Source organism: Actinosynnema sp. NPDC059335, from assembly GCF_042752395.1.
Lineage (GTDB): Bacteria > Actinomycetota > Actinomycetes > Mycobacteriales > Pseudonocardiaceae > Actinosynnema.
Window position 1 is genome coordinate 5,953 of record NZ_JBHYXZ010000172.1, and the last position, 10,911, is coordinate 16,863.

Here is a 10,911-nt window from a genome sequence, read left to right on the forward strand (position 1 = left end):
CGGCCCCCGGGGGGCCCCCGGGTGGGGCCCCGGCGGCCCGGGGCCACCGCGGCGGGGACCCGCGGGGCGGGGGGCGGGCCCGGGGCCGAGCGGGGTCGGCGTGCGCGGTCGCGGTGTCCAGCGTGGGTTCGGCGTCGAGCGTTCCGGCGGTGATCGACGCGGTGCCGGTCCCGGCCCGCACGGGCTCGCGGTCAGCAGTCCCGGCGGCGATCAGTCCGGCGTCATTCGGCCCGGCGGCACTCGGCCCGGCGGCGGTCGGCCCGGTGGCGGTCGTGACGGTGCCGGGGTCGACGAAGGTGGCGAGCCAGCGGGCCAGCGGGGTCAGGCGCGAGGTGTCGAGCAGGTAGAAGCGCTGCCTGCCCACCAGCTCGTCACGCACCAGGCCGCTCTCCCGCAGCACCCGCAGGTGTCGGCTCACGGCGGGACGGCTGATCGCGAACCGGTCGGCGATCCGCCCGGCCGACAGCCGCCCGTCGGCGCGCAGCATCTCCATGATCTCGCGCCGCACGGGGTCGGCGATAGCGCCCGCCACCTCGTCCACGGGCGGAAGCGTAACCACCTGGTTACAGGTTAGGCAATGCCCTCCAGGAACGCGACGAGCGCCCGCCGGTAGGGCTCGACCGTGGTCAGGTCGGCGTACTCGTCCGGCCCGTGCTGCCCGTCGCCGCCGACACCGAAGATCACCGCGTCGATCCCCCGCTGGAAGTAGAACCGCGAGTCGGCCGCGCCGTGCTTGCGCAGCAGCTCCCCCGAGTAGCCCTGCTCCCGCGCGGCGCGTTGCAGTGCCCGCAGGTCGGGCCCGTCGAGGTCGGCCCGGTGCGGCGGCTCGACGTGGTCCACCTCGACCGTGACGCCGGGCGGGCACAGGGCGGCGAAGTGGGCGGCGACCTCGTCGGGCGTGCGGCCGGTGAAGTCGGTGTCCTCGGGCGGGAACCGGACGTCCAGCCACGCGGTCGCGTCGGCGGGCACCTGGTTGAGGGCCTGGTTGCCGGTCTCGACGCGGGCGACGTTGACCGTGGTCCGCCACTCCTCCCCGGTCGCCACCGGGTACGCGGCCAGCACGGCGTCCACGGCCCGCACCAGCTTCACCACCGCGTTGTCGCCGAGCCACTGGTACGCGCTGTGCGCGGCCCGCCCGGTCGCGTGCAGCCGCACGGCGGCCAGCCCTTTCGACTCGGCCACCACGCGCAGGGCGCTGTGCTCGCCGATCACCACGAACGACGCCGTCACGCCCTGGTCGAGCTGGTGCCGGGTGCCGTGCCGGCCGCCGACCTCCTCGTCGGTCACGAGCTGGAGCCCGATCGGGTACGGCAGCCGGGTGGCCGTGTCGCGGAACACCGAGGCCATGACCAGCGCGGACAGCTTCATGTCCTGCGCGCCGCGGCCGATGAGCCGGTCGCCGTCGCGGCGGGGCCGGAACTGCTCGTCCGTGCCGGGGACCACGTCCAGGTGGGCGTTGAGGAGCACCCGGAAGTGCGGGCGGTGCTCGCCGGGGTAGACGAGCGCGCTGGGCTTGCCGCCCGCCTCGAACCGCTCCACGGTGAAGCCGGGGCCGACGAGGTCGAGCACGAACTCCAGCGCGCGGCGCAGGTCGTCGGGCCGGTCGGCGGTCGAGCGGATGCCGAGCAGCCGCTCGGTCGACGGCAGCAGGTCCATCCCGTCATCGTGCCCGGACCGCGCGCCCGGCGGGCGGAGCGGATCAGGGCGCGTCGTGGATCGCCTGTTCCGCGCCCTCCACCGCGGCGGGGCACCGCGGGCGGACGCGCAGTTCGAGGATCGCGACCACCAGGGCCGCCGCCACCGCGATCGTCGCGCTGCCCACCGCGACCGACACCGCCACCGGGAAGTCCCGGTCCGAGGCGCTGAGCACGGTGTAGAACACGCCGGTCAGCGCCGCCGTGCCGATCGCGGAGCCGATGCGCTGACCGGTCTGCAACGCGCCGCCCGCCGCGCCGGCCATCGCCACGGGCACGTGCCGCAACGTCAGCGTGGTGTTCGGCGAGATCACCCACCCGCCGCCGATGCCCGCGACCAACAAGGCGGGGGCGACCGCCCACCCGGCCGCGTGCGCCGGCGCGAGCCGCAGCACCAGGGCCGTCACGCCGAGCCCGACCACCACCATGCTCAACCCGGTGACGGTCAGCTTGCGGCCCCAGCGCTCCACCAGCCGCCCGCCGATCACCGCGGACGCCGCGGACCCCACCGCGAACGGCGTCACGGCCAGCCCCGACTGCAGCGGCGTGTAGCCGAGCCCGGTCTGGAAGTACAGCGCGAACACCAGCCAGATGCCGGCGAAGCCGATGAAGTACACCGTCCCGAGCAGCGCGCCCGTGCCGTAACCGGGGGTGCCGGTGAACAGGGAGACGTCCAGCAGGGGGCTGCGGCCGCGCGCGGCGACCTGCCGCTCCCACCGCACGAACAGCACCAGCAGCGCCGCGCCGAGCCCGAACAGCCACCACAGCTCGCGCAGCCCGCCCGCCTCGGCGAGCACGAGCGGCAGCATCACCGCCAGCACGCCCGCGCCGAGCAGGGCCGCGCCGACGAGGTCGAGGTGCCCGCGACGCCGGCCGCGGGCGCGCGGCAGCAGCCGGGCGGCGAGCACCAGCGCGGCCAGGCCGATCGGCACGTTGACGTAGAAGATCCACCGCCAGCCGTCGTCCTCGCCCGCCAGGGCCAGGATCGCGCCGCCGACCACCGGGCCCACGGCCGTGGAGATGCCGACGGTCGAGCCGAAGAACCCGAACGCGCGACCGCGTTCCGCGCCCCGGAACAGCTGCTGGATGAGCGCCGAGTTCTGCGGGGCCAGGGCGCCGGCCGTGACGCCCTGGGCGAGCCGCGCCACGATCAGCACCTCGGTCGTCGGCGCGAGCCCGGCCAACGCGCTGCACAGCACGAACCCGCCCAGCGCGACCAGGAACATGGTCCGTCGCCCGATCGCGTCACCGAGGCGTCCGGCGGGCACCAGGGCCAAGCCGAACGCGAGCGCGTACCCCGAGACGACCCACTGCACGCCCGCCGGCGTGGTGCCGAGGCCGTGCTGGATGGACGGCAGGGCGACCGACACGATGCTGACGTCGAGCAGGCTCATGAACCCTGCGACGAGCGTGACGGTGAGGGCCTTCCACCGCCGCGGGTCGGGTTGGTACGTGCCGGTCACCACCCATTCCTACCCGCCGCCGCGATCAACCGCACGACAGCGCGTGTGGCGGGGGCGGCAGTGGATACCCCAGGGCCATGGACGTGGAGCCCGATCGCCTGACGGATGAGGACCTGCGCCGGTTCGTGCTGGACCGGCTCGCCGAGGACGAGGAACGGCTGGCGCGCGAGGAGCTGCCGCTGCTGGACGAGGCCGAACGGCGCGGGCGGCTGCGGATCCTGCGCTCCGACGACGGGCGGGAGCTGTTGCTCGTGCCCGGCGACACGCAGTCCCTCGGCGACCGCGAGCCCGTGCGGTTCGACGAGAAGGCGCGGTGGCTGCGCCGCGAGGTGGCGGGCACGTCCGACCGGTCCCTGCTCCAACTGCTGGCCACCGCCTACGACACCCACCACGGCTGGCAGGAGGAGTGGCGGACGTGTCCGGCGCCGGTCACCCCGACGACGACCTGCCGCCTCCCGCACCGCCGCGCAGCGCGTTGACGCTGCGGCTGTGGCTGGCCGGGTTCGGCGTGGTCTTCAACGGGGTCGCGGCGTGGCTGTGCGTCCGGGCGGACCTGACGTGGCTCGCGGTGCTGCTGGGCGTGCTCGCGGTCGTCCTGGTCGTGGACTTCGCCTGGGTCGTGCACCGCAAGCGGCGCGGCGACCCCGGGTGAGCCGGACGGGTCAGCGGGTCATCGCCGGCCGGGACGCGCGCGGCGTCGGCACGTCGCCGCGGTCGCCCAGGTTGGGCCACAGCAGGTCCTGGGACTCGGCCACGTCGATCGAGTCGTCCGGCAGCACGCCGTCGGTGTCCTTGAGCCGGACCAGGGCGTCCTCGATGGCCGCGTGCGCGGCGAACAGGCACGGCGTGCTGTAGATCGCGACGTCCACGCCCAGGTCGGTCAGCTCGCGCAGCGACAGCCGGGGCGACTTGCCACCGGCGATCTGGTTGAACAGCAGCGGCTTGTCGCCCATCGCCCGCCGCACCCGGCGGATCACGTCGACCGACGGCATGCCCTCGACCAGCACCACGTCGGCGTCCGTCGCGGCGAACGCGGCCGCGCGGCGCAGCACCTCGTCCTCCCCCGTGGCGTCGGTCCGCGCCACCACGACCAGGTCCCGCCGGGTCGCGAGCACCAGGTCGAGCTTCTCGAGGTACTGCTCCAGCGGCAGCACCCGCTTGCCCTCGACGTGCCCGCACCGGCGCGGCCGCTGCTGGTCCTCCAGCACCACGCCGGACGCGCCGACCTGCTCCAGCGCGCGCACCACCTGGCCCGCCACCTCGGGGTCGGTGTACCCGTCGTCGATGTCGACCAGCAGGTGCCGCCGGGGCAGCGCCAACCGCAGCCGCTGCACGAACCCGACCACGTCGGGCCAGGCGATGAAGCCGACGTCGGGCAGGCCGTAGTGCGAGGCGGAGAAGCCGAACCCGGAGACGAACAGCCCGTCGTAGTGCCGGGCCGCGATCGACGCCGACAGCATGTCGAACACGCCGATCAAGGGGGTCGTGCCGGGTGCCGCGATCGCCTCGCGCAGCGCCTCGCCGTGAGCCATGCGACGAACCTAGGTGCGCGTGCCCGACGGGTCGAGATATCGGAAGGATGAGATCGACTCGCGCCGCCGGGAGCCGCCGCCGGCTCGGACCCGCACGCCGAGCCCCGGCCTTCCCGGATGGCTCCGGGGGTCCGGTCGCCTGTCACGGACGTCGGCCGGCTCCGATCAGCGCGGCTCGCGGCCGGTGCGGCGGATCATGTTCTTGATGTGGTCCAGGGTCGGTCCCCGGTCGTTCACCAGCTCGCGCTGGTTGTTGAAGTTCCACGCGAACAGGCCGAGGCGGTTGAGCTCGGCGATCGACTCGTCGTTCAGCAGCAGCCGGACGTCCATGTCGAGGACCTCGCCGGCGGTCTCCTTGTACGCGGCCACCATGACCTTGCCGTACTCGCCGAGCACGCGGATGCTCTGCCGCACCTGGTAGACGTTGCCGTAGGGCTGCTTGGCCACCACCGCCTGGTAGTCCGACGCCCGCAGCGAGCGGGCGAAGTGGGAGAACATGGACCGGCCGCCGCCGTTCTCCGGGTCGTCGTCCTCCACCTGGTAGCCGTCCCAGCCGAGCGCCACCCGGGCGTTCGGGGCCGTCTCCTTGATGATCCGCCGCACGTCGAGGTAGCTGTCCTGCAACGCCTCGTAGTAAGCGGGGCTGGCGCCGTACGCGCCGTCCTCGCACGCCATCTTGTTGACCTCGTTGAACACCGTGACGTACAGCGGCGGGTCGTCGGCCTTGCCGGCGAAGATGCCCGCGAGCGCGCGCATGTCCTCGCCGAACGCGGGGGACAGCGGGTAGGCACGTCCGCAGCCGGGGCCGTACTTGCCGTCGACGGGCACTTCGGGGTCGTCGATCTCCCAGTCCGCCACGATCACGTGCAGGGCGTACCCCCGGGCATAGGCGTCGGGCACCTCCTTGTCCCGCCACGCCGCCATGGTCCGCAGATCGCTGGGCTTGTGGTAGTTGGTGGTGAGCATGGTGACCGGCGTCTCCCGCACGAACTCGGACTCCAACGCCGTGCCGATCTGGTCGCCGATGCCGTACACGAGCGTGCCGGGCGGCGCGGCGGCGGCGCTGCCCGCCGGACTCCCGGACCCCGACAGCGTGGCCCCGAGCACCGCCACCAGCGCCGCGGCCGCACCCGCGGTCGTCAGCGCGTGCTTCGACAGCCCGCGCGACGCCCCGAGCAGGCGCGCCACCCTCTCCGCGCCGGGCCGGCGGGCCGGGTCCGGGTCGGTCAGCGCGGCCACGACGCGCGCCATGCGCTTGTCGATCCGCCCCTCGGCCGCGGCCGACAACGTCACGCCGAGCGAGTACATGTCCGCCGCCGGGGTGGCGCGCTGTCCCCGCAGCACCTCGGGGGCCAGGTAGCCGGCCGTGCCCGCGGTCTTCGCGCTGCCGGTCAGGGTCACCTCGTCCCACATCGCGACGCCCAGGTCGGCGAGCTTGGCCGTGCCGTCCGCGGTGACGAGGACGTTGGCGAGCGTGATGTCGCGGTGCACCATGCCCTTGGCGTGCATGGCGGCCAACGCGGTGGCGACCTGCGCGCCGATCCGGGCCGCCAGGTCGGGGGCGACCGGGCCGTCGGTCCGGCAGATCTCGGCGAGGCTGCGGGCGGGCAGGTACTCCATGACGAGCCAGCGCGTGCCGCCGTCGACGACGGTGTCGAAGACCGAGATCACGTTGGCGTGGTGCAGCCCGGCCCCGATCCGCGCCTCACGACGGGTCGCCTCGCCGTCCCCCGTCGTGGCCAGCTTGAGCGCCACGACCCGGCGCAACTCGAGGTCGGTGGCCCGCCAGACCTCCCCCATGCCGCCCGCGCCGACGACCGCGTCGAGCCGGTACCGACCCGCGATCACGTCATTGTTACGCACCGACCCAGCCTAATGACCGTGCGGAGTCGCCCGTGACGCGCACGACCCGGTGGGTCCGCGCGGACGCGCCGAGCCCTCCCCCGACAACCCCTTTCCCCATTACCCGCACCCCGGTAAAGCGCCTTCGGAATAACCGCGCGGAAGCATTCCCGCTTACCCGGAATGAGCGTCCGACACCACATATGTGAACCGGTCCGCCGAATTGGACGACCACATATGTGAACCCCGGACCCCGATCGTCGCCGGCCGTTGACACGACGGAAACATGCGCTACGGTGCGACCAGGAAGCGCTTTCCCGAAAACCCCCTGCACTCACCCTCATACGGGAGAGGAAATAGCCATGCCCACACTCGTCGGGACCAGGCGCGCCCTGCTGAAGGCCGTCGTGGCCGCCACCCTCGCCACGACCGCCGTCACGGTGCCCGCCACCACGCCGGCACTGGCCGCGACCACCGCGGACGGGTTCGCCTCGGTGCACGCGCTGGGGCAGAACGGCACCACCGGGGGCGCGGGCGGCGCCGTGGTCACCGCCACCACCACCGCCGGGTTCCTCGACTACATCGCCCGGCCCGAACCCCTGGTCGTGCAGGTCAGCGGCACCATCACGCTGCCGACCGGCACCAGTGACGGCATGCACGACGTCGCCTCCGACAAGACGATCGTCGGCCTGGGCGCGAACGCCCGACTCGTCGGCGGCGGCCTCAACATCGGCCTGCCGGTCAACGACGAGGTCACCTCTCCCCCGGCCAACGCCGTGCACAACGTCATCATCCGCAACCTGGCGATCACCGGGGCCACCGACGACCTCGTCAACGTCCAGATGTTCAGCCACCACATCTGGATCGACCACAACGACTTCTCCAACGGCGACGACGGCGCGGTCGACATCAAACGCGGCAGCGACTACGTCACCGTCTCCTGGAACAGGTTCCACGACCACGACAAGACGCTGCTGCTCGGCCACGACGACGACAACGGCGCGCAGGACATCGGCCGGCTCCGCGTCACCTACCACCACAACCACTTCGACGGCTCCGACCAGCGCAACCCGCGCGTCCGCTTCGGCGAGTCCGTGCACGTCTACAACAACTACTACCGCGACAACAGCTACGGTGTCGTCTCCGCGATGAACGCGGGCGTCGTGCTGGAGGGCAACTACTTCTCCAGCGTCAACAACCCCGGCCGCGTCGACTTCAGCGGCGACCTCGGCCGGATGGTCGCCCGCGACAACATCCTCGTGGACTGCAACCACGAGATCGAGGTCCGCGGCTCCGTGGCCGAACCGCGCACCTACTACGCCTACACCCCGCACCGCGCCGCCGACGTCCCCACGATCGTGCCCGCCGGCGCGGGCGCCGGTCGCCTCTGACAGGAGCACCCACCATGAGCGACATCAGCAGGCGCGGCCTCCTCGCGGGCGCCGCCGCTACCGCCCTCACCGCCGTCACCGCACGGGCCGCCGCCGCGCGCCCCACCACGACCAACCCCGTGTGGGCGGCCCCGTTCGCCACCGCCGACGGGTTCGCCGGCACCAACACCCTCGGCCAGAACGGCACCACCGGCGGCCTCGGCGGACCCGTGGTCACCGTGCGCGACACCGACACGTTCCTGGACTACTGCGACCGCAACGAGCCCTACGTCATCCAGGTCGACGGCATCATGACGTTCAGCAGCAAGCAGGGCCTGCGCTCCAACAAGACCGTCATCGGCCTGCCCGGGGCCGAGATCCGCGGCGGCGGCCTGGACATGTACCGCAGGCAGAACGTCATCATCCGCAACCTCAAGTTCACCGGCGCGGACGACGACGCCATCAGCATCCAGCAGTCCTCCCACCACATCTGGATCGACCACTGCGACCTCGGCGGCGGCGCGGACGGCCTGATCGACATCGTCCGCGGCGCGGACTTCATCACCGTGTCCTGGAACCACTTCCACGACCACAGCAAGACCGCGCTGCTCGGCCACTCCGACTCCAACGCGGGCCAGGACACCGGCAAGCTCCGCGTCACCTTCCACCACAACTTCTTCGACGGCACCGACCAGCGGCACCCGCGCGTCCGCTTCGGCGAACCCGTCCACGTCTACAACAACTACTTCCGCGACAACCGCCTCTACGGCGTCGCCTCCACCGAGAACGCGGGCGTGCTGGTCGAGGCCAACTACTTCGAGAACGTGCCGCACCCGATCTACTCCGGCTACGACGAGAGCGGACCCGGCCGCGTCGTCCAGCGCGACAACGTCTACGTCAACTCCGGCACGCCCCACACCCTGGGCTCCGTCGTCGAGCCGCGCACCTACTACGCCTACACCCCCGACAACCCGTCCACCCTGCCCACCACCGTCCCCGCCGGGGTCGGCGTCGGCCGGATCTGAGCCAGGAGGCACCCCCATGAGCCCCGTCAACCGACGCCGCCTGCTCGCCGGCACCGCGCTCGCCGCCGTCGCCGCCACCGTCCCCCGCGCCGCGTGGGCCGCGTCCGCCCTCGACGTCGCCGACGGCTTCGCCGGCGTGAACGCCCTGGGCCAGAACGGCACCACCGGCGGCGCGGGCGGCCAGGCCGTCACCGTCACCACCGCCGACGCCCTCGCCGACTACGTGGGCCGCAAGGAGCCCTACGTCATCTCGGTCTCCGGCCGGGTCGCCGTCGGCGACGACATGCTCACCGTCGTGGCGAACAAGACCATCGTGGGCGTCGGCCCGACCGCCGAGATCACCGGCGGCGGCCTCCAGCTCGGCTCCACCACCCGGCCCGGCAACAACGTCATCATCCGCAACCTGCGGTTCACCAACGCCTCGGACGACTCGATCAGCGTCACCAACTCCGCGCACCACGTGTGGATCGACCACTGCGACCTGTCCGACGGCTACGACGGCCTGCTCGACATCAAGCGCAACTCCGACTACGTCACCGTCTCGTGGAACCACTTCCACGACCACAGCAAGGCCGCGCTGCTCGGCCACTCCGACACCTACACCAGCGACCGCGGCAGGCTGCGCGTCACCTACCACCACAACTTCTTCGACGGCACCGACCAGCGCCACCCGCGCGTCCGCTTCGGCGAACCCGTCCACGTCTACAACAACTACTACCGCGGCAACTCGCTCTACGGCGTCGCCTCGACCATGGACGCCGGCGTCGTGGTCGAGGGCAACTACTTCGAGAACGTCGCCCACCCGATCCTGTCCGGCTACGACAAGAGCGGACCGGGCCGGGTGGTCGAGCGCAACAACGTCTACGCCGGCTCCGGCGCGCCGGAAACCCTCGGCGCCGTCGTGGAGCCGCGCACCTACTACGGCTACGCGCTGGACGACCCCGCCTCCGTGCCGCGCCTGGTCACGGCGGGCGCGGGCGTCGGCCGCGTCGGCCTGCCGACCGCCTGACCGGACGCGAACCGGGCCCCCGCCTGGAGCGGCGGGGGCCCGGGGACCTCGTCATCGCGACCTACTGGAAGACGACGTCGCTGCAGAAGTAGTACGACTGGTCCATGTGGCTGGCCTGCCAGATCACGAAGACCACGTGGCGGCCGGTGCGGCTGCCCGCGTTCACCGCGACCTGGTACTGACCGGCCGGCGCGTAGCGGCCGGTGGTCGCGACCAGGTCCAGGTGGTTCCAGCCCAACGGCGTCGTCGTCGCGTCGTAGCCCTGCTTCGTCACGTACACCCGCAGGTAGTCCGCGCCGTGCCGGGCCTGGTCGGTGACGGTGAGCGTGAACTGCCGCGGCTTCGTCACGGTCTTCCACGGGCCGGGGTTGTCCAGCGCCGCGTAGCGCGTGCCGCCGGTCCGCCCGCCGCTGCACAACTGGCCGTTCGGGATCACGCCCTGGTGGTTGCCCGCCACGTTCTCGCGGTACAAACCGTTCCAGTTCCACATCGCGTTGGTGTCGGCCTGCCACGCCTGCCAGCACATCGGGTCCTGCTGGGCCATCGTCGGGTTCTGGAAATCGCTGCCCCAACGCTGCCAGCAGCCGTAGTTGCGCGACGGCGGGTCGGTGGTCGACCCGTGCGCGTCGGCGATTCCGGTGAGCAGGCTCGCCATGAGTCCGGCGACCACCGCGAGCGTCGCGGCGGCCCGGCCGAGCAGGCTCTTGTTCGCAGGGATGGATCTGAGCGCCACTCTCTCCTCCTCGTTGAGGATGACCATGTTCGGCAATGTCCATGGGTGGGCTGGGAGCGCTCCCAAATCGCACTGTAACCAACCGTGCGCGGAAAGGGGAAGTGTTGTCCCCCAACCACTTCGCATTCGACGCGCATTCGACCGCAATTCGACAAACGCCCTCTCCGGACGACGTTTCACGAGGCGACCGGCGGCCGGGGACGACCTCGCCGCAGGTGCGGTCGGGCGTCGTGCGGACCCTGT

General features: G+C 72.4%; 11 protein-coding genes. 5 read left to right on the forward strand and 6 right to left on the reverse strand.

Annotation, left to right across the window (positions count from 1 at the left end):
- The 3 genes from ACFXGA_RS34430 to ACFXGA_RS34440 all read right to left on the reverse strand — a co-directional run.
- On the reverse strand, positions 1 to 541 hold a 541-nt coding region (locus ACFXGA_RS34430), incomplete at its 3' end, for a metalloregulator ArsR/SmtB family transcription factor (RefSeq protein ID WP_378095328.1).
- A 29-nt stretch (positions 542 to 570) separates the two neighbouring features.
- The gene (locus ACFXGA_RS34435; RefSeq protein WP_378095330.1) at positions 571 to 1,656 is read right to left on the reverse strand and encodes a M20 family metallopeptidase; all 1,086 of its coding nucleotides are present in this window, start codon (positions 1,654 to 1,656) and stop codon (positions 571 to 573) included.
- A 43-nt stretch (positions 1,657 to 1,699) separates the two neighbouring features.
- Complete coding sequence (locus tag ACFXGA_RS34440; protein WP_378095349.1) at positions 1,700 to 3,088, reverse strand: MFS transporter; 1,389 nt, start codon at positions 3,086 to 3,088, stop codon at positions 1,700 to 1,702.
- Between the two features lie 146 nt (positions 3,089 to 3,234).
- On the opposite strand from ACFXGA_RS34440, the gene ACFXGA_RS34445 reads away from it, so the two are divergent.
- Both ACFXGA_RS34445 and ACFXGA_RS34450 read left to right on the forward strand, forming a co-directional pair.
- Positions 3,235 to 3,636 (forward strand): hypothetical protein, encoded by a 402-nt coding sequence (locus tag ACFXGA_RS34445; protein WP_378095332.1) that lies wholly within the window; start codon positions 3,235 to 3,237, stop codon positions 3,634 to 3,636.
- On the forward strand, positions 3,633 to 3,809 hold the full coding sequence (locus ACFXGA_RS34450) for a DUF6343 family protein (protein WP_378095334.1): 177 nt from the start codon (positions 3,633 to 3,635) through the stop codon (positions 3,807 to 3,809). Before ACFXGA_RS34445 ends, ACFXGA_RS34450 begins: the two co-directional genes overlap by 4 nt.
- Positions 3,810 to 3,819: 10 nt before the next feature.
- On the opposite strand, the gene ACFXGA_RS34455 is transcribed toward ACFXGA_RS34450, so the two are convergent.
- Together ACFXGA_RS34455 and ACFXGA_RS34460 are read right to left on the reverse strand one after the other, a co-directional pair.
- Positions 3,820 to 4,689 carry an oxaloacetate decarboxylase gene (locus ACFXGA_RS34455; protein WP_378095336.1) on the reverse strand — a complete coding sequence of 290 codons (870 nt, stop codon included), beginning with the start codon at positions 4,687 to 4,689 and terminating at the stop codon, positions 3,820 to 3,822.
- 165 nt (positions 4,690 to 4,854) lie between these two features.
- Positions 4,855 to 6,552, reverse strand: a complete 1,698-nt coding sequence (locus tag ACFXGA_RS34460) for a serine/threonine-protein kinase (protein ID WP_378095338.1) — start codon at positions 6,550 to 6,552, stop codon at positions 4,855 to 4,857.
- 341 nt (positions 6,553 to 6,893) lie between these two features.
- Between ACFXGA_RS34460 and ACFXGA_RS34465 the strand changes: the two genes are divergently transcribed.
- From ACFXGA_RS34465 to ACFXGA_RS34475, 3 genes are read left to right on the forward strand one after another with little or no spacing between them, the layout of a single operon-like run.
- Positions 6,894 to 7,922, forward strand: a complete 1,029-nt coding sequence (locus tag ACFXGA_RS34465; RefSeq protein WP_378095340.1) for a polysaccharide lyase family 1 protein — start codon at positions 6,894 to 6,896, stop codon at positions 7,920 to 7,922.
- A 14-nt stretch (positions 7,923 to 7,936) separates the two neighbouring features.
- Positions 7,937 to 8,926 (forward strand): polysaccharide lyase family 1 protein, encoded by a 990-nt coding sequence (locus ACFXGA_RS34470; RefSeq protein ID WP_378095342.1) that lies wholly within the window; start codon positions 7,937 to 7,939, stop codon positions 8,924 to 8,926.
- 16 nt (positions 8,927 to 8,942) lie between these two features.
- Complete coding sequence (locus tag ACFXGA_RS34475; protein WP_378095344.1) at positions 8,943 to 9,935, forward strand: polysaccharide lyase family 1 protein; 993 nt, start codon at positions 8,943 to 8,945, stop codon at positions 9,933 to 9,935.
- Positions 9,936 to 9,996: 61 nt separating this feature from the next.
- Here the strand turns inward: ACFXGA_RS34475 and ACFXGA_RS34480 are convergent, their stop codons facing one another.
- Positions 9,997 to 10,695 carry a lytic polysaccharide monooxygenase gene (locus tag ACFXGA_RS34480; RefSeq protein WP_378095346.1) on the reverse strand — a complete coding sequence of 233 codons (699 nt, stop codon included), beginning with the start codon at positions 10,693 to 10,695 and terminating at the stop codon, positions 9,997 to 9,999.
- Positions 10,696 to 10,911 lie beyond the last annotated feature (216 nt).

Bases quoted from the DNA above. Each gene is read 5' to 3' on its own strand.
- ACFXGA_RS34435 (WP_378095330.1), bottom strand. From the start codon at position 1,656: ATGGACCTGCTGCCGTCGACCGAGCGGCTGCTCGGCATCCGCTCGACC.
- ACFXGA_RS34440 (WP_378095349.1), bottom strand. From the start codon at position 3,088: ATGAGCCTGCTCGACGTCAGCATCGTGTCGGTCGCCCTGCCGTCCATC.
- ACFXGA_RS34445 (WP_378095332.1), top strand. From the start codon at position 3,235: ATGGACGTGGAGCCCGATCGCCTGACGGATGAGGACCTGCGCCGGTTC.
- ACFXGA_RS34455 (WP_378095336.1), bottom strand. From the start codon at position 4,689: ATGGCTCACGGCGAGGCGCTGCGCGAGGCGATCGCGGCACCCGGCACG.
- ACFXGA_RS34465 (WP_378095340.1), top strand. From the start codon at position 6,894: ATGCCCACACTCGTCGGGACCAGGCGCGCCCTGCTGAAGGCCGTCGTG.
- ACFXGA_RS34470 (WP_378095342.1), top strand. From the start codon at position 7,937: ATGAGCGACATCAGCAGGCGCGGCCTCCTCGCGGGCGCCGCCGCTACC.
- ACFXGA_RS34475 (WP_378095344.1), top strand. From the start codon at position 8,943: ATGAGCCCCGTCAACCGACGCCGCCTGCTCGCCGGCACCGCGCTCGCC.
- ACFXGA_RS34480 (WP_378095346.1), bottom strand. From the start codon at position 10,695: ATGGTCATCCTCAACGAGGAGGAGAGAGTGGCGCTCAGATCCATCCCT.